Source organism: Pantoea allii (assembly GCF_002307475.1).
Classification (GTDB): Bacteria; Pseudomonadota; Gammaproteobacteria; order Enterobacterales; family Enterobacteriaceae; genus Pantoea; species Pantoea allii.
In genome coordinates, this window is the sequence record NZ_NTMH01000040.1 from 488,146 (window position 1) to 507,461 (window position 19,316).

General features: G+C 56.6%; 19 protein-coding genes. 9 read left to right on the forward strand and 10 right to left on the reverse strand.

What is annotated here, in order from left to right; genetic code table 11:
• The first annotated feature begins 2 nt into the window (after nucleotides 1-2).
• Nucleotides 3-1,490 carry an FGGY family carbohydrate kinase gene (locus CMR03_RS19455; RefSeq protein ID WP_096012377.1) on the forward strand — a complete coding sequence of 496 codons (1,488 nt, stop codon included), beginning with the start codon at nucleotides 3-5 and terminating at the stop codon, nucleotides 1,488-1,490.
• 48 nt (nucleotides 1,491-1,538) lie between these two features.
• On the opposite strand, the gene CMR03_RS19460 is transcribed toward CMR03_RS19455, so the two are convergent.
• A complete protein-coding gene (locus CMR03_RS19460; RefSeq protein WP_063879148.1) occupies nucleotides 1,539-2,672 on the reverse strand; it encodes a mechanosensitive ion channel family protein in 1,134 nt (377 codons plus the stop codon).
• 97 nt (nucleotides 2,673-2,769) lie between these two features.
• Complete coding sequence (locus CMR03_RS19465) at nucleotides 2,770-3,504, reverse strand: flagellar brake protein (protein WP_096012378.1); 735 nt, start codon at nucleotides 3,502-3,504, stop codon at nucleotides 2,770-2,772.
• Between the two features lie 209 nt (nucleotides 3,505-3,713).
• On the opposite strand from CMR03_RS19465, the gene CMR03_RS19470 reads away from it, so the two are divergent.
• Nucleotides 3,714-3,962: a GlsB/YeaQ/YmgE family stress response membrane protein gene (locus tag CMR03_RS19470; protein ID WP_063879150.1), complete on the forward strand. Its 249-nt coding sequence runs from the start codon at nucleotides 3,714-3,716 to the stop codon at nucleotides 3,960-3,962.
• Nucleotides 3,963-4,038: 76 nt separating this feature from the next.
• On the opposite strand, the gene treA is transcribed toward CMR03_RS19470, so the two are convergent.
• On the reverse strand, nucleotides 4,039-5,724 hold the full coding sequence (gene treA, locus CMR03_RS19475) for an alpha,alpha-trehalase TreA (RefSeq protein WP_096012379.1): 1,686 nt from the start codon (nucleotides 5,722-5,724) through the stop codon (nucleotides 4,039-4,041).
• A 212-nt stretch (nucleotides 5,725-5,936) separates the two neighbouring features.
• Between treA and ghrA the strand changes: the two genes are divergently transcribed.
• Genes ghrA through CMR03_RS19490 form a run of 3 tightly spaced genes read left to right on the forward strand, consistent with a single transcriptional unit; the run spans nucleotide 5,937 to nucleotide 8,251 of the window.
• Nucleotides 5,937-6,878 (forward strand): glyoxylate/hydroxypyruvate reductase GhrA, encoded by a 942-nt coding sequence (gene ghrA / locus CMR03_RS19480; RefSeq protein ID WP_096012380.1) that lies wholly within the window; start codon nucleotides 5,937-5,939, stop codon nucleotides 6,876-6,878.
• A gap of 38 nt (nucleotides 6,879-6,916) precedes the next feature.
• Nucleotides 6,917-7,654, forward strand: a complete 738-nt coding sequence (locus tag CMR03_RS19485) for a phosphatase (RefSeq protein ID WP_096012381.1) — start codon at nucleotides 6,917-6,919, stop codon at nucleotides 7,652-7,654.
• Nucleotides 7,655-7,681: 27 nt separating this feature from the next.
• Entirely contained in the window at nucleotides 7,682-8,251 is a 570-nt protein-coding gene (locus CMR03_RS19490; protein WP_063879157.1) for a TorD/DmsD family molecular chaperone, read from the forward strand.
• A 1-nt stretch (nucleotide 8,252) separates the two neighbouring features.
• On the opposite strand, the gene CMR03_RS19495 is transcribed toward CMR03_RS19490, so the two are convergent.
• Nucleotides 8,253-9,614 carry a CoA transferase gene (locus CMR03_RS19495; protein WP_096012382.1) on the reverse strand — a complete coding sequence of 454 codons (1,362 nt, stop codon included), beginning with the start codon at nucleotides 9,612-9,614 and terminating at the stop codon, nucleotides 8,253-8,255.
• 48 nt (nucleotides 9,615-9,662) lie between these two features.
• On the reverse strand, nucleotides 9,663-10,547 hold the full coding sequence (locus tag CMR03_RS19500) for a DMT family transporter (protein ID WP_096012383.1): 885 nt from the start codon (nucleotides 10,545-10,547) through the stop codon (nucleotides 9,663-9,665).
• Between the two features lie 189 nt (nucleotides 10,548-10,736).
• On the opposite strand from CMR03_RS19500, the gene CMR03_RS19505 reads away from it, so the two are divergent.
• Entirely contained in the window at nucleotides 10,737-11,459 is a 723-nt protein-coding gene (locus CMR03_RS19505; protein WP_063879160.1) for a glutamine amidotransferase, read from the forward strand.
• Here the strand turns inward: CMR03_RS19505 and CMR03_RS19510 are convergent.
• On the reverse strand, nucleotides 11,447-12,010 hold the full coding sequence (locus tag CMR03_RS19510; protein ID WP_063879161.1) for a class I SAM-dependent methyltransferase: 564 nt from the start codon (nucleotides 12,008-12,010) through the stop codon (nucleotides 11,447-11,449). The two genes, CMR03_RS19505 and CMR03_RS19510, sit on opposite strands and share 13 nt — an antisense overlap.
• A gap of 235 nt (nucleotides 12,011-12,245) precedes the next feature.
• Between CMR03_RS19510 and exaC the strand changes: the two genes are divergently transcribed.
• The 3 genes from exaC (at nucleotide 12,246) to CMR03_RS19525 (ending at nucleotide 15,885) form a co-directional block, all read left to right on the forward strand.
• Complete coding sequence (gene exaC / locus CMR03_RS19515; RefSeq protein ID WP_063879162.1) at nucleotides 12,246-13,766, forward strand: acetaldehyde dehydrogenase ExaC; 1,521 nt, start codon at nucleotides 12,246-12,248, stop codon at nucleotides 13,764-13,766.
• A gap of 175 nt (nucleotides 13,767-13,941) precedes the next feature.
• Nucleotides 13,942-14,136, forward strand: coding sequence for a hypothetical protein (locus CMR03_RS19520; RefSeq protein WP_063879163.1), 195 nt, complete (start codon nucleotides 13,942-13,944; stop codon nucleotides 14,134-14,136).
• A gap of 540 nt (nucleotides 14,137-14,676) precedes the next feature.
• A complete protein-coding gene (locus CMR03_RS19525) occupies nucleotides 14,677-15,885 on the forward strand; it encodes an oxalate decarboxylase family bicupin (protein WP_063879164.1) in 1,209 nt (402 codons plus the stop codon).
• A 93-nt stretch (nucleotides 15,886-15,978) separates the two neighbouring features.
• Here CMR03_RS19525 and CMR03_RS25295 read toward each other — a convergent pair whose 3' ends face one another.
• The 4 genes from CMR03_RS25295 to CMR03_RS19540 form a co-directional block, all read right to left on the reverse strand.
• Nucleotides 15,979-16,332, reverse strand: a complete 354-nt coding sequence (locus CMR03_RS25295) for a nuclear transport factor 2 family protein (RefSeq protein WP_167385760.1) — start codon at nucleotides 16,330-16,332, stop codon at nucleotides 15,979-15,981.
• 26 nt (nucleotides 16,333-16,358) lie between these two features.
• On the reverse strand, nucleotides 16,359-16,682 hold the full coding sequence (locus CMR03_RS25300) for an ASCH domain-containing protein (RefSeq protein ID WP_167385761.1): 324 nt from the start codon (nucleotides 16,680-16,682) through the stop codon (nucleotides 16,359-16,361).
• 73 nt (nucleotides 16,683-16,755) lie between these two features.
• A complete protein-coding gene (locus CMR03_RS19535) occupies nucleotides 16,756-17,712 on the reverse strand; it encodes an alpha/beta hydrolase (protein ID WP_096012384.1) in 957 nt (318 codons plus the stop codon).
• A gap of 126 nt (nucleotides 17,713-17,838) precedes the next feature.
• On the reverse strand, nucleotides 17,839-19,311 hold the full coding sequence (locus CMR03_RS19540) for a glycoside hydrolase family 1 protein (RefSeq protein WP_096012385.1): 1,473 nt from the start codon (nucleotides 19,309-19,311) through the stop codon (nucleotides 17,839-17,841).
• Nucleotides 19,312-19,316 lie beyond the last annotated feature (5 nt).

A 19,316-nucleotide genomic window follows, 5' to 3' on the forward strand; every position in this document is an offset into this window, starting at 1 on the left:
CGATGCATGAGCCGGTGATTCTTGCTATCGATGAAGGCACTACCAACGCTAAAGCGGTGGCGGTGGATCGGCAGGGAAAGGTGGTGGCGCGGGGCAGTCAGGGCCTGACGCTGCTGCACCCGCAGCCCGGCCTGGCCGAGCAGGACCCGATGGCTATCTGGCAGGCGGTCAGGCAGGCGATAACCGACTGCCTGGCCCAGTGCGCCGGATCGCCGGTGGCGGCGATCGCCCTCAGTAATCAGCGCGAATCCGTTTTGATCTGGCAGCGCCGCGACGGCGTGCCGTTAACCCCGCTGGTAAGCTGGCAGGACCGACGTTCGGAAGCGTTTTGCCGCGATCTTCATCTGTCAGGCCGCGCCGCGACGATTACCGCCTTGACCGGACTGGCGGTCGATCCCATGTTTCCTGCCGCCAAGCTGACCGGTATGCTGGTGTCCTTGCCTGATGGCTTCGCCAGAGCAGCGGCGGGCGAATTATGCATTGGCACAGTGGACAGCTGGCTGACCTGGCAACTGACGGCAGGAGAAAGCTTCGTCACCGACCATGCGAATGCGGCACGCACGCAGCTTTACAGTCTGCATAGTAACGACTGGGATGATGAACTGTTGTCCCTGTTCAGTCTGCCGCGCGCCGCGCTGCCACAGATTAGCGCGTCAGCCGGTCATGCAGGCGTCGTCGCCTTAACCGATATGGCCGGTCTGACGCCAGGCACCCCAATTCTGGCACGTATTGGCGACTCCCACGCGGCGCTCTATGCCCAGCGGCGTGGCGAGGCCGAAGTGGTCAAGGCAACCTATGGCACCGGCTCCTCGCTCATGATGTCAATGGCAACGCCAATCCTGACCGACAATGGCCTCAGCACTACCGTGGCGTGGCACGACGGGCAACCGCGCTTTGCGTTTGAAGGCAATATTACCCACACCGGCTCAGGCGCGGCCTGGCTGGGAAAAATGCTGGGTGTGACGGACCCACAGCAGTTAACGGCGTTGGCAGAAAGCTGTGATGATAATCAGGGCTGCTATTTTGTCCCGGCACTGTCCGGACTGGGCGCGCCCTGGTGGGATTTAAAAGCTCGCGGCATGCTCTGTGGCCTCACCGATGCGGCGACCCCGACAGTGCTGGCGCGGGTGGCGCTGGAGTCGATTACCTGGCAAATTGCCGATGTCTTTTTCGCCATGGAAAAGGCGAGCGGTGAGCCGCTGCCTGCGCTGTGCGTCGACGGCAGTGCGACACAAAACCGCTGGCTGATGCAGTTTCAGGCTGACGTTCTGCAGCGTCCGCTGCATTGCGCGCCCACCGCTGAAGCGTCGGCGCTGGGGGCGGCACTGCTGGCAGGTAAACAGTTGGGATGGTGGCAGCAGGGCGGTGATATGCAGGCATTACAGGGCGGTAACGCCGTGATGCCGCGCCCGCAGCTGGCGCAGAAAATGCAGGACAGCTATCAGGGCTGGCTTCAGGCCGTCGCCCGCTGTCGCTATCAGCCTGGGTAAGGGCGGAGGATCGGACAGCGTGCCGCGATCCTCCGTTCGTCCCGGCGCTTAACGATTCGCGCGGCGTAGCTGGGCCGCGTCATCATCGGGAACCGGCTTGAGATCGACCGGCGGCAAACTGCCCCCGCTGAATTCGACCTGACGGATAGGGAAGGCAAAGCGTACATTGCGTTCTTCGAGCGCCGCCATTAGCTGCAGGTTGATTTCCTGCTGAATATCCATGTACTGGTTGTAGTCGGCACTCAACACAAAATAGACCACTTCGAACGTCAGCTTTGAATCATCAAACGCCAGAAAATGCGCGCGGTCGAAGCGCGTCATCTCGATGCCCTGAATGATGGTTTTCACCAGCTCGCTGATCTCGCGCACCTGCTCAGAAGAGGTGGCATAGCTGATACCAAACTTAAACACGATGCGGCGTTGCTGCATGCGCTTGTAGTTATGGATCGTTTGCTGCAGAAGAATGGTATTTGAACAGACAATCTGTTCGCCGCTCAGGCTGCGTAGTCGCGTGGTTTTCAGGCCAATGTGTTCAATTGTCCCGGCGATGTCGCCAAACACAATAAAATCACCGTGTTCAAAAGGCTTATCGAAACCAATCGCCAGCGAGGCAAATACGTCACTCAGTACCGTCTGAATCGCCAGGGCAATAGCAATACCACCCACGCCCAGACTGGCAACCAGCGCCGTAATGTCGATGCCCATGTTCGACAAAATAGCCAACAGCATCATCACCCACACCAGCATGCGCAGCAAAATCCCCAGAATCACGGTGGTGACAGGGTTGCGCACATGCAGCGGATCGCGCAGCAGGCTTTTTAACCACAGACGAATACCGCCGTCGATCCACAGGGTGATCTGCACAATCAAGGCCAGAAACCAACTGTGAGAGATCGTGGCGCGCCAGGCGTCGGGTAAATCGATAAAGCGCAGGGCAATGAGCAGGGAAAAAATCAGCAGCAGCAACTGGCTGGTGCTGCGTAAGATCTCGACCAGAATGCCGGTAAAACGGACGTGGCGTGCTTCGCTGTAGTGGGCAATACGGTTAGAGGTAAAACGAATCAGGCTGCGCAGCAACCAGTAAATGACCAGGGTGGCAACGATGACGACAGCGCTGTTGATCCAGAGCGTTTGATTGAAAAAAATTGACTGAAAATGACGCGAATTGAGCCAGTTTTCCATTGGGGATGTTCTCCTTGCTGGTTCCGGTTAAACGAGAAAGCAAGGGAAAGCATAGCCTGGATGCGCCGTCGGTGTGCGGCGCAGGGTGAATCGCGGGTTACTGGAAGCGTTGTGCTTTGTCGCGCGCCTGGCGCTCTAAGGCAAAAATAATTTGCTGTAACTGCCGTTCCTGATGGGGTTCAAGCGCGGTAAAACGGAAACTCAGGCGAGGGGTCACTTTCGTCTCATTTTTATTGGTAATAATGCTGCGTTCACCAATGTGCATCAGCTTAGCGCTGACGTTGAACTGACCGAATTCACCCAGTTCGACCTGCAGGCTGCTAAAATCATCCCCGCTTTTTAACCCCTCCGGCATTGCCTCTTCGACCAGCACGCCAATCCCGCCCAGGGACAGATCTTGCAAGCGCAGGCGAGCCGGCGAGCCGTCAGGCCACTGGCAATGGCACCAAAACTCCGGGTCCATCGGGGCGCTGATACGGAAAAATTCCCGGCGCTGGATTTGCCAAAGGACGTCCGGCAGGGCGGCCTGAAAAGCAGGCAGTCCCTCAAAGTCGGTTTTTTCCAGTGTTCCCAGGGCGAATTCAATTTTGGCACCGTGGGTTTCGGCAAAAATCGTGATTTCATTGCAGTGCAGCGCGTAGTCGTTATCCAGGTTATTGCTCCCCAGATCAAAAACGATACGTGTTTCATCGGCAGCGAGCATACGGCTAATAAACTGCCCGCGTGAAAAATTCACCAGCAAAGGTGTTTGTAACTGAAGCAGGTCCTTCATCACGCCAAGCACGGCCAGCGTGCCACGTTTCAGGTACTGTTCTTTATCGGTTTCTTTCACTTGCTGGCTCCAGATGAGCAACGCTTTTTCATGTAATTATCCTGTTACTACCCGTACGTTATCGGCGGAGAATAATAAAGCTTTAACACAATAACCAATATCATTAGCTGCTTGCGCTACATTTTTAAAAAACATGTCTATACTATGCGCAGTGAACCGCTTGATTAATCAGGCGATCGCCATTGACTAACAAAAGGAAGGAGTAACGGATGGGTATTATTTCATGGATCATCTTTGGTTTAATCGCCGGTATCCTGGCGAAGTGGATCATGCCAGGTAAAGATGGTGGTGGCTTCATCATTACCGTGATTCTGGGTATTATCGGTGCCGTAGTCGGTGGTTGGATCAGTACCTTCTTCGGCTTTGGCCGTGTGGACGGGTTCAACTTCGGTAGCTTCGTTGTCGCGGTAATTGGCGCCATCGTTGTGCTGTTTATCTACCGCAAAGTGCGCAGTTAACGCAGAACTTGACGTAAAAAAGGGCCCGCAGGTGACTGCGGGCCCTTTTTTTATCGTGGCGAAGGCCAGCTATCGGTTACTTCGCGTTGCTTTGCGCCTCGGGAATATCGTGTGCGCTGTTACAGATTTTATCTTTCGGGCAATATTTATCCAGCAGTTTCAGGGTGACGCCGTTGGTCCAGCCAAAGCCATCCTGCAACGGATATTCACCGCCGCCGCCGCCGCCCAGGTTCGCACCCTCCACCACATATTTTTCGACCAGCTTATGTTCCTTGTCATAGGTCAGCTGTACGTTACGCAGGAAGCGTAAGCCCACCTGCTGTGCAAGCTGGGGCTTTTTATAGTGCTCCAGGCCTTCTACCGCAACCCACTGCAGCGGAGCCCAGCCATTAGGCGCATCCCACTGTTGACCGTTGTTCACCGTGGTGGTCACCAGACCGCCCGGTTTCAGCAGCTGTTTTTCCACTGCGCTGGCGGTGCTGTCAGCCTGTTTATCACTGGCGATCTGCATATAGAGCGGAAACAGCGTGGCAGCGGTGAGCTGTGGATGGATCTGGCGTTTCTTCCAGTCATAGTCCGCGTACCAGCCCTGTTTGCTGTCCCACAGGTAACGGTTGATCGCCGCCTGACGTTTCTCTGCCCGGTCAGCAAAAAACCTCGCCCGATCGTCCTGCTTGTTCAGGCGGTAAGCGGTAGACAGGGTTTTTTCCAGATGGAACATCAGGCTGTTGAGATCCACCGGTGCCAGCTGCGTCGTGCGGATAGTGGAAAGATTGTGCGCGTCGGTAAACCAGCGTGAACTGAAGTCCCAGCCCGAGGCGGCACCGGCACGCAGTTCGCGGTACATCTCTGCCTTATTACGCTGCGGGGCTTTATTCGCCGTCGTAATATCATCCATCCAGGATTCCGTGCGCGGAACGTCGCGCGCATCCCAGTAGCGATTTAACAACGTGCCGTCGGCCAGCTTGATCACCCGTTTGCTGGCATTGCCTGCCGCAACGCTGTCGCTGTCTGCCATCCAGTAGTCGTACTCTTTTTGCAACTGGGGCAAATAGCGCGTGTAGGCTTTGTCGCCCTCATGTGTTGCCAGCAGGTCAACCATCAGGCTAAAGAACGGCGGTTGTGACCGGCTCAGGTAGTAAGTCCGGTTGCCATTAGGAATGTGGCCATAGCGATCCAGCAGGGAAGCAAAGTTATCGACCATATCCTGCACTTTGTCCCAGTGGCCGCTTTCTGCCAGGCCCAGCATGGTGAAATAGCTGTCCCAGTAATAGACCTCACGGAAGCGCCCGCCCGGCACCACATAAGGTTTAGGCAGCGACAGCAGCGAGTCATATTTTCCCACGCTGTTGGTGGTACGCGTTAACACCGGCCACAGGCCATTAATATGGTCGCGCAGGTTCTGGCCTGCTGGTGGCACGTATTTATCGCCATCGGTGGGCAGGGTGAAATTTGCTGCGACAAAACGTTTTAAATCAAAGCCGCGTTGGTTTTTCTGCATCTGCCAGTCGGCGAGAATTGACGAGGGATCGTACTTAGGTACCGCGTCGGCAAAGGTTTTTTGATCGGGGTAGAATTTTGCCTGTTGCACGGCATTAAACAGCGGCCCTAAACGGACATCCGGCGGCTGCGGTTGCGTGTTCAGTAATCGGGAATCCTCTGCTGCCCAGGTGCTGAATACGCTGGCGCTCAGTAGCACGCTAAGCAGAATGGGTGCATGGCGTTGAGGCCGTTTATTCGTTTTTACCTCAGTGTTCATCATCGGTGTTTCTCCTTGTCCGAAATGCGGCCCTGTGTAACGCATTGACCACCCAACAACTTTAGACCTTAACCGCAATTTTCACCCTTCAGTGCGACGGAAATGTGAAGCGGCAGGAATTATTTATTTGCGGTATGTTAGAAAAAAGATGCTTTTACAGGGCACCGCTTGCCCTTGTGCACATTTATCCGAAGCTGAAATAAAAGGAGAGCAGTATGGAGATCGTCTGGTTTCATCCGTCGCAGAGCGCACCGGACTGGATACATGGCCTGCAGCAACGTTTGCCCCAGGCCCGCGTGCGCCTGTGGGCTCCAGGGGATAACGCCCCGGCAGACTATGCGCTGGTGCGCTCGCCGCCGCCAGAGATGCTGCGCGGCCGCCACGATCTTAAGGGCGTTTTTGCCCTTGGCGCGGGTGTGGATGAGATCTTGCGTCAGCTGCAACAGTACCCGGATATGCTAACGGACAACGTTCCGCTCTATCGGCTGGAAGACACCGGCATGGCGCGGCAAATGCAGGAGTACGCGCTGTGCCGCGTATTAGGCTGGTTCCGACGCTTTGACGACTATCAACAGCAGCAGCAGTCGGCGCAGTGGCAGCCTTTGCCGTCATATCCGCGTGAAACCTTTCACATCGGCATTTTAGGCGCAGGCGTGCTTGGGCAACAGGTCGCCGAAAGTCTTAGCGCCCTTGGATTTCCGCTGCGCGTCTGGAGCCGCTCTGCGAAGCAGATCCCCGGCGTGACCAGCTTTGCCGGACCGGCGGCGCGGGATGATTTTTTGCGTGAAACCCGGGTGCTGATCAACCTGCTGCCCAGCACAGCGGAAACGCGCAATTTGATTGATCATAAGCTGTTACAGCAGTTGCCGCAGGGGGCGTTTTTCCTTAACCTCGCCCGTGGGGATCAGGTGGTGGAAGCGGATTTACTCGCCGCCCTTGATAGCGGACAGCTGAAGGGCGCCGCACTGGATGTGTTTCAGACCGAGCCGCTGCCTGCCGATCATCCCTTATGGTTCCATCCGCGCGTAACAATTACGCCTCATAATGCGGCGGTCACGCTGAAAGAAGAAGCGATGGACTTTATTGCCCGTGCCATCGGTCAGCTCGAAGCGGGTGGACATCCTCAGGGCTACGTCGATCGCCAGCGTGGCTATTAATCACTGATGCCTTAACCGGCTTTTTGCAGGAGCAGATAATGTATCCGGTAGATCTCCATATGCACACGGTTGCCAGTACCCACGCCTACAGCACGCTGCATGACTATGTGGCGCAGGCTAAATTAAATGGCCTGAAGCTGTTTGCCATTACCGATCACGGCCCGGACATGGCCGATGCACCGCACTACTGGCATTTCGTCAATATGCGCATCTGGCCTCGGATCATTGATGGCGTGGCGATTCTGCGCGGTATCGAGGCCAATATTAAGAACCAGCAGGGCGAGATTGACTGCTCCGGACCGATGCTGGAATCGCTGGATTTGATTGTCGCGGGCTTTCACGAACCGGTTTATGCCCCGCGCGATCTGACGCAGAATACCGAGGCGATGATTGCCGCGATGGCGGGTGGACTGGTTCACATCATCAGCCATCCCGGCAACCCAAAATATCCCGTCGACATTCCCGCTATCGCCGAAGCCGCCGCGCACTACGATGTGGCGCTGGAGCTCAACAACTCCTCCTTTACCCATTCCCGTCCCGGCAGTGAACCCAACTGTCGGGCGATTGCCGAGGCAGTCGGCAAAGCGGGCGGGCGGCTGGCCTTTGGCTCCGATTCCCACACGGCCTTCACCCTCGGCAACTTCGAGCACTGCCTGCGCATCGCCAGAGAAGTGGATTTTCCCGAGGATCGCGTGTTAAATGTCACGCCGCGCCGTCTGCTGGACTTTCTGGCTATGCGAACCGGCAAACCTATCGCCGAGCTGGCGGACTTTTAATTTCTCTCCCTCAAGGAATGTTGATGCATGAATGAGTTTTCCATTCTGTGCCGTATTATCGGTTCGCTGTTTAACCGCCATCCACAGGATGCGCTGCTGGCCCCGCTGTTTACGCTGATTCGTGAAGGTAAACTGGCGGCGCAGTGGCCGCTGGAGCAGGATGAGCTGTTGACGCGCTTACAGCAAAACAGCGATCCGCAGGCGCTGGCGGCAGACTACGATGCCCTGTTTGTTGGCAGCGACTGCAAGGTGTCGCCGTTTGCGTCTGACTGGCCGGAAGGAAAGCCGGAGTCCGACATCCGCGCGTTTTTGACCGCGCGCGGCATGCCGCTGGGTGATGCACCGGCCGACCACTTTGGTGGCCTGTTGCTGGCGGCGTCATGGCTGGAAGATCAGTCGGCAGCGGATGAAAACGCGGCTCAGCTGGCGCTGTTTGACGAGTACCTGATGCCATGGTGCGGCGCGTTTCTCGGCAAAGTTGAAGCCCATGCCACCACGGCGTTTTATCGTACCCTGGCGCTACTGAGCCGTGAGGCGATTCAGGCCATGTACGATGAGCTGGTGGAGAGCGCCAGCGAGCAGGGCGACGACGCCTGATTCACCATTGCGCCGGATGCGTACCCGGCGGGTTTCCTGGCGTGGCGCACTGTAATGTGGTGCCAGGCAGCCAGGCGGCGGATCGCAACCTGATACCAATGCCCCACGGCGTCAGCTCTAAACAGGGCTGATTGTCCCTGCGCTGCGGCGTAATGCCGGTCTGCTGCGCGTTCGCGCCGTAGCGGTGCTGCTCAAGTAGCCAGGCGGTGCGCGCCAGCGACAGGCGCATCTGACTGCCGTTGCCGTGCTGGCGTCGCTGACGCAGTCCCGCCAGCACTGCGGCGGCCATCAGGTAGCCGGTGGCATGATCCAGCGCCTGTACCGGAAGCGGTAGCGGCGCATCATGCTGTTTCCATCGCATTCCCTGTTCGGCAATGCCACAACCCATCTGCACCAGACTGTCGAAACCGCGCCGGTTACGCCACGGTCCCTGCCAGCCCCAGGCGTTTAAACTGACGTCGACCAGGCCGGGGCAGAGCGCCTGTCGTGATGCCGCATCTAATCCCAGCTTTTCCAGTGCGTCGGCGCGGTAGCCGTGAACAATCACATCCGCGTGTTTCAGCAACCAGACAAACTGCGCCCGGTCGGCAGGCTGTTTTAAATCCAGCACTGCCCGACGTTTGCCGCAGGCCAGCTCCTCGTCCACTCCGGGCTCTTGCCAGCCGGGCGGATCGATCCGTAAGACGTTGGCGCCCAGGCTGGCAAGAAACCGCGTCGCCACCGGACCGGCAATAATGCGCGTCAGATCCAGGACGTTAATGCCGAGTAACGGGCGCGCCTCGGGCAATGCCCACGCGACGGCGGGACCGTCGGCCAGGGTTTGTCGGGCGAACAGCGGTTCATGTATGACGGCCATCCCCTGGGGATGCTGCTGCCATGCGTCGGCGCTGCGCATTTCCGCCGCGCAGCCGTCGGCCTCAATCACCGCCTGTTCCAGTTCGGCGGCCTGCCAGTGAGCCACTTCACGCGCCAGCGCCGCCCGATCCGGGTGACGGCCAAGGACACTTTCCATTGCCAGGCGATGATGGGGTGCATTGGTATGCAGGCGAATCCAGCCGTTTTGACAGGCATAATCCCCCGCAAAAGGGTCCCACAGTGCGGGCGCACTGCGATTAAGCGGCATAAAGCTGTGCTGAAACCAGCGCGATGCCAGCCGGACGTTAACCTGTGCGCGGGCAGGGCGGTTAAGCAGATCGGCCACGCCCTGCATGGCTAAGCCCAGGCTGGTCGCCGCCAGTTCACTGACGGCATAAGCGGAAGAAAAAGTGGCGGGATCGGTCAATAAGGGCAGCGGCTGCGGCGCATGATTGCCATGCAATCCTTGCCACATCTGCTGCCACAGCGAGCTGGTCAACGTATTCATGCAACAGGCTCCAGAGTTAACACCTTCTCTGAAGCATAGCAGCCTGAACTAACGGCGTCGCAGGCGCGGGAACCGGGCGTGCATTCGCAGATTGCGCAGGTTAATCACCGCAATGGTGGTTCCCAGGATGACCAGCGAGGCACCAATGATTTTGAAGCTGTTCAGGCTGTCACCCAACACCACGATGCCCATTAATACCGCGAGAACCGGCGTTAGCAGCGAGTAGGGCATGATCAGGTTAACGTTGTATTTCTTCAGCAACGCATACCACAAGGTGTACGCCACAACCGAGGAGGCGATAGCACTATAGAGAATGGCAAACCAGCCGCGCCAGCCCGCATGCTGCAGCGCATAGAGCTGATTGGACTCCAGCATAAAGCTGGCGGCACCGACAATCGGCAGGGCAAGGAAAGCGATCCACCCTGTCAGCGTCAGAGGCTTAATCGGCGGCGATTTTTTCACAATCAGGTTGCTGATGGCCCAGCCGGTGGCGCTGCACAGCAGTATACACAGCACCCACCAGGCAGGAATGGTCGGGCTACCGGACAGCACCACCACGCCACTGAGCGAGATCATAATGCCGAACAGCTGAATCAGCCGCAGCTTCTCTTTCAGCACCACCATCGCCAACAGCATGGCAATCGGCGTACCCAACTGCACCACAATGGCACCCGTTCCGGCATCGGTATAACGCATGCCGACAAACAGCAGTGAGAAATGCATAAAACCAAACGTGAAGGCCAGCAGCACTAACCAGGGGAGCTGCTGACGGTTAATACGGCAAAACGGGACGAGCACAATCGCCACCACCGCAAAACGCATCCACGTGAGAAACAACGGCGGTAACTCAACTAATCCCCATTTTACTGCCACGTTATTAAAGGCCCAGATGCAAACCACCATCAGAACCATAAAGAAATGCCGCACTGCCACAATGTCATCCTTTAAAAATAAACCCGATACCTGCTAATCATGGCACGAACCTGCGCCGTTCTGGCAATGATTAACATTTTTTATTTAGTTAAGCAGAAAATAACGCCAAAAAAATTCATAAGACTTTTACAATCGTTACTGTCAGACTGATCTTCCGAAACGCCAACCCTTTTGAGGATTCGATTCGGTATGATTTCCACGCCTGTATTGCCCCTTGCCCTTATCCAGTTAGATGTTCCTCCCGCCAACGTGGTCGAGAAAATCGGTGAACAACCGGTATGGTTTATCGAGGCCCTGAATTTACAACCCGACGATTACCTTATTGTCCGTCCCCATCTGGGCGAAACGCTGCCGCAGTTTACTGAAATCTCGGGTGCGGTGTTGAGCGGTTCGTGGGCGATGGTGACCGATCATGCGGACTGGAGTGAACGCACGGCGGCCTGGATTCGGGCAGCAATGGAGGCGCGTTTACCGCTGCTTGGCGTCTGCTACGGACACCAGCTTATGGCTTATGCATTAGGGGGGAAGGTGGACGATAACCCCAATGACTGGGAGCGCGGGCTGATTAGGTTAACCACGACGCCGCAGGCCCGCCACGATCCCCTGCTGGCCACCTTGCCAGATACCTTTGAGGCCTGGCTTTCACATCGTCAGTCGGTGATTACGCCGCCAGCTCACGCGAAGGTGCTGGCCGTATCGGAAAAGGATGGCTGCCAGATATTGCGCTATTCATCCTGTGCGCTGTCGGTGCAGTTTCATCCGGAGTTTGACCGCCGCATTATGGACGCGTGCCTGCCGGAAGCCTGTGAGCGCGACGGGGAAGAACTGCAGGGCGCGGACTGGGCGCGCAGCGTCTTATACCATTTCTGGTTACAAACGCGCCCGGCGGTTAACAGCGCTCAGGGCGCATAGTGGCGGGTACAGCGATAAACCCAGGCTGGCGGGACGTTTTTTAATACCCGTCGGCGTTCCCAGGTAAAGTAACGTGACAGATCGGGCTGGGTCAGTGAGGTGTACTGGAACTGCACAAAGACGCCGTTGGGTCCCAGGGCGTGATAAACCGCCTGCAGAATGGCATCGCGCAGTTCCGGCGACAACGACAACAGCGGCAGGCCAGAAAAGATGGCGTCATAGCTGCCGTTAAGGTACTCCGCTGAACAGGTGCGCACCGTCATTCGCGCGTCATCCAGCGCGCTCAGCTTTTGCGCCAGGGTGCTGCTGATTTCAAACACATCCAGCGTCGCGTTCGGGGCCATCTGAGCCAGCAGGCGACGCGTTAACACACCGTCTCCCGCACCCAGCTCGGCAATCCGCAACTGACTGTTCCATTCCACCGATTCAACCATGGTGCGGCACAGCGCATCAGAGGAAGGAGTAATGCTGCCCATTTTGCGCGGATTACGGATGAACTGGTGGACGAAATCTGCTTTAGCGCGCATTAAGGTGAAAGCCGAAGCTAACATGCTTACTTACCTCCAGAGTGAACATATCCCCATATTGACCCCATCGTGCTCAAAAGTTTCCAGTTAACTGGCGAAGCGGCAAAAAGTCGGAATTATCTGTAGTGCACCCATCGCGGATTTTCCTTCGTCGCGGTCACAGTTTAGGGATAACAAACCTGTCAGGCTGACGCTGATCTAATATGTTAACAATAGGTTTCAAAGTTGTTTCACATCCTACTGCGTAAGGAGATTCAACATGCGTTATGCCGCGCCAGGAGAACCCGGTTCTCTCATCACGTTGCAAAAGCACTATGGCAATTTCATCAACGGTGAGTTCGTTGCGCCGGTCAATGGCAACTACTTCAGCAATACCTCGCCGGTAAATGGCTCTGACGCCGGCGCCTTTCCCCGCTCAGACAAGGCCGATGTCGATAACGCGGTCGCCGCCGCGGCGGCTGCGGCGGACGCATGGGGGAAAACCTCGCCTCAACAGCGCGCGCTGGTGCTGCTCAGGATTGCCGACCGGCTGGAAGAGAAGCTGGAATATATGGCGGTGAATGAAACCTGGGACAACGGCAAACCGGTGCGGGAAACCCTGGCCGCTGATATGCCGCTGGCGGTGGATCACTTCCGCTATTTTGCCGGTTGCGTCAGAGCGCAGGAGGGCAGCGCTGCAGAGATCGACGAATTTACCGCCGCCTATCACTTCCATGAGCCACTGGGCGTGGTAGCGCAAATCATCCCGTGGAACTTTCCGCTGCTGATGGCGGCGTGGAAGCTGGCACCGGCACTGGGGGCAGGTAACTGCGTAGTGCTTAAGCCCGCAGAGCAGACGCCGCTGTCGATCACCCTGTTTGTTGACCTGATCAAAGATCTGCTTCCTCCGGGCGTGCTTAACGTGGTTCACGGTTATGGTAAAGAAGCCGGTGAGGCGCTGGCCTCACATCCGGGCATTGCCAAAGTGGCCTTTACCGGATCGACGGCCACGGGCGGCCATATCCTGGAACTGGCCGCGAAAAGCTTGATTCCGTCTACCGTTGAGCTGGGCGGTAAATCGCCAAACATCTTCTTCGAAGACATTATGCAGGCCGAAGAGAGCTTTATTGAGAAAGCGGCGGAAGGCGTTGTGCTCGGCTTCCTCAATCAGGGCGAAGTCTGTACCTGTCCATCACGGGCGCTGGTGCAGGAGTCGATTTACGAACCCTTTATGGCGGCGGTGCTCAAACGTATCAAAACCATCAAGCGCGGCGATCCCATGGATACGGAGACGATGGTGGGCGCGCAGGCCTCTCAGCAGCAGTTCGATAAAATCCTCTCTTATCTGGAAATCGCCCGTCAGGAAGGTGCCGAGGTGCTGATCGGCGGGGGCGTTGAGAAGCTCGATGACTCGCTTGCCAGCGGTTACTACATCCAGCCCACGTTGCTGAAAGGCAACAACAGCATGCGAGTGTTCCAGGAAGAGATCTTTGGTCCGGTGGTAGGCATTACCACCTTTAAGGACGAAGCAGAGGCCATCGCCATTGCTAACGACTCCATCTATGGCCTGGGCGCGGGTGTCTGGACACGTGATATCAACCGGGCCTATCGCGTCGGACGGGCGATTAAAGCCGGTCGCGTCTGGACCAACTGCTATCACCTTTATCCCGCTCATGCCGCCTTTGGAGGCTATAAAAAATCAGGCATTGGGCGCGAGACACATAAGATGATGCTCGATCACTATCAGCAGACCAAAAACCTGTTGGTGAGCTACAGCATTCAGCCGCTGGGCTTCTTCTAACCGGGTGCGGCGTGCCTGGCGCACGCCGCTGTTTTCGCCTGTTGGCTGTCATATAAGCGTAATCTGCTTGTGACATGGTGCTCAGCAGCTATTATCGATCCCTGGCAATGATCATATCGTGCCTGTGTTTGCTGTATGACCTGCTTCACTATGGATAACGGAACAGAGACGATTTATGCAAAATCCTTATGAATATTTGAGCCTGATGGATGATGTGCTTGATGGACCTGAAGACAGCATCATTATTGTGAATTTGCCAGAGCGCCACCGCGCTTACCCGATTTGTCCGCAGCAGGCTGAAGGTGCAGCATTCTCAGCCCGCGCGCCGCAGTCCGCAGCCTCATCGCCGCGTCAGGATGTCCTGTTCTGACAGCCTGTCCCTGTCGTCTGGCTGGCGCAGATGCGGCCTGGCCGGACGCACAGCGCCCCTGCGTAGCCCAGCAATCCCGCCGTATGATTCCCGGCTTTTACCTCTTCCCGGTCATGCATTAGCCCGCACCCCGGCGATGTTGACGCCTGCCTGAATATCCCCCAATCATTCCCGTGCGCGGTTGTCAGCCTGACCGGGTTAATACTTTCCTGCGGCACTGCGCCATGCCAGCAATCAACCCGCAAGCGTGGCTGAAACGGAGCGGGCCTGTAACGAAGTATGATCGGCGTCGATATTGACATTACGCGCGAAAATTACCCTTTTGTGCCAGTTGCGGGCTGATATCGATAAGAAAAGTTAACCTTTCATCAACCAGCTGAAAAGAGTTAGCACCGGTTGATAATTTCTGCGCCAGATCGGGCGTGCGGATGTTATCAAAATTTACATATACCATTAAAAAAATTTAACTTAGCCCGCTATACATTCCTTATGACAGCGCATGTCGGCGATTTTATCAGCAAGGAATGAGGTATTTTATTAATGAGTAAATTAACCCGAAGAAGTTTTATGGCGTTTGCCGCAGGCGGGACGGTGGCGCTGGCGGCTGGACAGGTTCATGCGCATGACAGCATTCAGTCCTTTCCGACCGGTGGTCGCGATCCCGGGCCGCACGATCCCATCCGCGAAGCAGAAAATCCGGACATTGTTAATCCACCTTCGACCGACAGCGGGACGTTACCGAACCTGCGTTTTTCATTCAGTGATGCGCACGTGCGCAAAAGCAGCGGCGGATGGACGCGCCAGGTCACCAAGCGTGAATTAGCCATTTCGACCACCATTGCCGGTGTGGACATGCGCCTGAATGCCGGCGGCATCCGCGAATTACACTGGCATAAAGAGGGCGAATGGGCCTACATGACCTATGGCAACGCCCGCGTCACCGCGTTTGATACCGATGGCAGTTGGTTTATCGATGATATTGGCCCGGGAGACTTATGGTATTTCCCGCCGGGCATCCCGCACTCAATTCAGGGCATCGGGCCTGATGGATGCGAATTTCTGCTGGCCTTCGACGATGGCGGATTTGATGAGGACAGCACGTTTCTGTTATCCGACTGGTTCAAACATATCCCGCCGGACATTCTGGCGAAAAACTTCAACGTCCCGGTATCCACCTTCGACCACCTGCCTTCGCCAGCGGATGAATATATTTTTGCCGCGAAGGTGCCCGGCAGCCTGGAGTCAGTGGCGGTGAAAGGCGCAACCAAAGCCAAACGCACCTTTACCCACCACATGCTGGCACAGGAACCCATAAAGGCACCGGGCGGCACGGTCAGAATCACCGACTCCTCAACCTTTAAGGTGTCCAAAACTATCGCGGCAGCCCTGGTTGAAATCGCCCCCGGCGGATTACGCGAGTTGCACTGGCACCCGAATAACGATGAATGGCAATACTACCTGGAAGGGGAAGGACGCATGGGCGTTTTTGCCTCATCGGGTCAGGCAAGAACATTTGATTATCGGGCAGGGGATGTCGGCTATGTGCCCTTCGCCATGGGCCACTATGTTGAAAACACCGGCAAGGGGCCGCTGCGTTTCCTGGAGTTATTCAAAAGTGACTATTACGCCGATATCTCACTCAATCAGTGGCTGGCCGGTACGCCGCGTGAGCTGGTAAAAGCGCATCTCCAGTTAGATGACGCATTTATGGATGCGCTGTCGCTGCAGAAAAATCCTGTGGTGAAATAACGCGCTTGGCCGCCTGTCGGCCATGATTGCCACAGGTTGTGGGTCTGTTTTACGGCTGTGTGGACAGCCCACGCTTTTTTCCCAAACCCCAAACTATGACCCGACGGCTGCCGTGCTGCCCTGATGAAAAATCATCTGCCAGCCATGCGCTGCGGATAACACCCAGTGGGACGAACGTAATGCGGCACGGCTGCCGTCCGGCTGTGAGGTGCGGTAAAGCAAAATGGCATGCTGGGTTCCGACCTCCATCAGTTGAAAGTCGCTGCTGATAATGGCCTGTGCGTTCTCTTCATTCATGAGCGCCGCGATGATTTGCTCACGGTTCAGCAGCGTGCCTGAAAGGGTGATCTCTTTAAATTCGGGATGCAGTCTCTGTTCAAGCCACGCTAAATCGTGGCGCTTTTCATGATGCAGGCTGCATTCCAGCTGTTTAAGCACATCTAGCATGACGTTCTCCGGTGAAAACAGCGTCGTCAGGTTTCATCCTCAAGCGGCGCTGAGTGATGGATAACCTCAACCTCTGACCCGAGCTGAATCGCCGGATAATGCGCCTGCATTCCTGCTAACAGCACCGCATCGGGCCACTCATCGTCTTTACCCAGATACTGCGCCACGGAGGACAGCGGCAGAGTGACCACGCGTTCAACGTTAACGATGACGACGGATTCCGGGTCTTCGCTGCTGATATAGCGCAGCGGTCCTGGGGTGATTTTGGCTTCCTGCCAGCGTATCGTATGGCGTTTTTTCCCCGCCCGCAGTGCTTTCATCAGGCGGGGCACGATGTGCAGCGTTTGCATTGATGACTCCGGGTAAGTTAACGGCTGTCGTAAATCCGGGCAGGCCAATTGCCAGACCGGGCTGATCCTGGCGTCATGGACAGGGGTTAAAGCGCGACAGCCAGCGCTGGCGCAGCTCCCTGGCCTGTCGCGACACTGCCGCCGTGTCGCTGGCATGAAAGCCATGAAAGGCACCGGGCCAGACGTGCAGCTCCACGGCGACACCGGCACGGATCAGCCGTTGTGCGTAGTCGAGGTTCTCATCCAGAAACAGGTCCAGCGTTCCTACACCTATCCAGACGGGCGGAAGCCCGGCGAGGTTGCTGGCGCGTGCCGGTGCGGCATAAGGCGAGATCGTTTCGCTGCCGGGTTCCTCGCCCAGCAGTGCGGTCCAGCCAATACGATTATATTCGCGCGTCCAGGCAAACTCGCCGGTCACGGGATTGGGATGCGTTTCCGTCACCGTGCGGTCATCCAGCATCGGGAACATCAGATTCTGGAAGGCCAGTTTGGGGCCATCGCGATCCCTTGCCAGCAGCGCCAGCGAGGCGGCCAGTCCGGCACCGGCGCTGTCGCCCATTAAACCAATGTGTGCCGGATCGATGCCCAGCATGTCGGCCTGACGCACCATCCAGTTCAGCACCACATAGCAGTCCTCCAGCGAACCGGGAAAAACCGTTTCCGGTGACAGACGATAGTCTACTGAGACCACGACGCAGTTGTGGCGCAGTGCCGTTACGCTGGTCAGTGAAAGGGATTGCTCCGGGCTGCCAAACAGATGACCGCCGCCATGAATATGCAAAATGCCCATTCGTCTTGGGGTCGCGCTCACCGGGGTAATCACACAGACTCTGACGGGCGGATGGTCGGGGGAATCGATGCTGTGTTCTTCAATGTACAGTCCGCCGTCACGGTAGGTCTGAACCTGTTTTACGGCGGCGTCCTGGCGTTCGCGGCGCAGCGCCATAATGGTTTCCGGGGTAAGCTCAAGCGGCGCGCTGTTTGCCAGGGCGGGCAGCAGTTCGGGATCGACCAGATGCAGGGTGTTCAAATCAACCTTCTCCTTGGGGTTCAGATGGCAGTCAGTCTGTCTGCCGCATCAGCATGGCAGAGGCTGAAATAACATGACCTGCCGACAGCGCCTGCCTGCAGGTCATGATCATGGCGATAAACCGGATCAGCAGCCGGTGTCTTCACCGTTAGAGGCAATCAACTTTTTATACCAGTGATAGCTCTTTTTCAATGAACGCGTCTGGGTGCCGTTGCCCATATCATCCTGATCCACGTAAATAAAACCATAGCGTTTGGACATCTGCCCGGTGCCGGCACTGACGACGTCGATCGGCCCCCACCAGGTGTAGCCAAACAGTGCAACGCCGTCGGCAATCGCTTCTTTCATCTGTGCCACATGCTGGCGCAGGTAGTCGATACGGTAATCATCATCAATGCTGCCGTCAGCCTTGACGGTATCCACCGCACCCAGACCGTTTTCGGCGATAAAGAGCGGCTTTTGATAGCGGTCATAAAGCTGATTCAGGGCCAGCCGCAGGCCTTTGGGATCGATTTGCCAACCCCATTGACTGGTCGCCAGATGCGGGTTACGAATCCCGCCGGTAATCAGGTTGCCCTGCGCGCCGGTCAGTTTTTCCGGCTGGGCGCTGACGGTGCTGGACATGTAATAGCTGAAGGAAACAAAGTCCACCGGATGTTGCCGCAGGATCTCATCGTCGCCCACGGCCTTAATGAGCTGCACGCCTTTCTCCGCCAGCATTCTGTCGGCATAAGCCGGATAATAACCGCGCGCCTGCACATCGCTAAAAAATAACGACACGCGCTGCATCTCTTCACAGGCCTGTACGTCATCCGGATGGCAGGTGTGCGGATAGAGGATCTGATAGCTGATCATACAGCCCACCTGAGAACCGGGGATAATCGCGTGGCACGCTTTGGTGGCCAGCGCGCTGGCGACAAACTGATGGTGCGCGCCCTGATATTTAGCTTGCTCCAGGTGAGGATGACCTTCCTCAATCACGCCCACGCTCACATACGGATGGTGCTTCACGCAGTTGATCTCGTTAAAGGTCATCCAGTACTTCACTTTTTTGCGATAGCGGGTGAATACCGTGGTGGCAAAGCGGACGTAAAAGTCCACCAGTTGGCGGTTTGGCCAGCCACCGTAGTCTGTCACCAGCGCCAGCGGCATCTCGTAATGCGACAGCGAGACAATGGGTTCAATACCCTGTGCGAGCAGGGCATCCAGTACCTCATCATAAAACTGCAGGCCCGCCTCGTTGGGTTCCGCCTCATCGCCGCGCGGAAAGATGCGCGTCCAGGCAATCGACATACGAAAGCATTTAAATCCCATACCGGCGAACAGCGCGATATCCTCTTTGAAATGGGTGTAAAAGCCGTTGCCTTTGCGCTTGGGATAATACTTTTTACTGTCTGGGTTCTGGGCTTCTGCGACCTGAGCATGCGTCATGCTGAGCCACTGATCCAGCCATTGTGATTGCGGGGTAGCCGTGTCAAAAGTATACACATCGGAAACCGATAATCCTTTGCCACCGACATCCCAGGCACCTTCAAGCTGATTCGCGGCGGTTGCACCGCCCCACAAAAATCCCTCAGGAAAGGCTGTTGGATACGTCATATTTT

Bases quoted from the DNA above. Each gene is read 5' to 3' on its own strand.
- CMR03_RS19495 (WP_096012382.1), bottom strand. From the start codon at position 9,614: ATGAATACGTTGACCAGCTCGCTGTGGCAGCAGATGTGGCAAGGATTG.
- CMR03_RS19525 (WP_063879164.1), top strand. From the start codon at position 14,677: ATGAGTAAATTAACCCGAAGAAGTTTTATGGCGTTTGCCGCAGGCGGG.
- CMR03_RS19455 (WP_096012377.1), top strand. From the start codon at position 3: ATGCATGAGCCGGTGATTCTTGCTATCGATGAAGGCACTACCAACGCT.
- ghrA (WP_096012380.1), top strand. From the start codon at position 5,937: ATGGAGATCGTCTGGTTTCATCCGTCGCAGAGCGCACCGGACTGGATA.
- treA (WP_096012379.1), bottom strand. From the start codon at position 5,724: ATGATGAACACTGAGGTAAAAACGAATAAACGGCCTCAACGCCATGCA.
- CMR03_RS19485 (WP_096012381.1), top strand. From the start codon at position 6,917: ATGTATCCGGTAGATCTCCATATGCACACGGTTGCCAGTACCCACGCC.
- CMR03_RS19490 (WP_063879157.1), top strand. From the start codon at position 7,682: ATGAATGAGTTTTCCATTCTGTGCCGTATTATCGGTTCGCTGTTTAAC.
- CMR03_RS19540 (WP_096012385.1), bottom strand. From the start codon at position 19,311: ATGACGTATCCAACAGCCTTTCCTGAGGGATTTTTGTGGGGCGGTGCA.
- CMR03_RS25300 (WP_167385761.1), bottom strand. From the start codon at position 16,682: ATGCAAACGCTGCACATCGTGCCCCGCCTGATGAAAGCACTGCGGGCG.
- CMR03_RS25295 (WP_167385760.1), bottom strand. From the start codon at position 16,332: ATGCTAGATGTGCTTAAACAGCTGGAATGCAGCCTGCATCATGAAAAG.
- CMR03_RS19460 (WP_063879148.1), bottom strand. From the start codon at position 2,672: ATGGAAAACTGGCTCAATTCGCGTCATTTTCAGTCAATTTTTTTCAAT.
- CMR03_RS19510 (WP_063879161.1), bottom strand. From the start codon at position 12,010: ATGTTAGCTTCGGCTTTCACCTTAATGCGCGCTAAAGCAGATTTCGTC.
- CMR03_RS19470 (WP_063879150.1), top strand. From the start codon at position 3,714: ATGGGTATTATTTCATGGATCATCTTTGGTTTAATCGCCGGTATCCTG.
- CMR03_RS19520 (WP_063879163.1), top strand. From the start codon at position 13,942: ATGCAAAATCCTTATGAATATTTGAGCCTGATGGATGATGTGCTTGAT.
- exaC (WP_063879162.1), top strand. From the start codon at position 12,246: ATGCGTTATGCCGCGCCAGGAGAACCCGGTTCTCTCATCACGTTGCAA.
- CMR03_RS19505 (WP_063879160.1), top strand. From the start codon at position 10,737: ATGATTTCCACGCCTGTATTGCCCCTTGCCCTTATCCAGTTAGATGTT.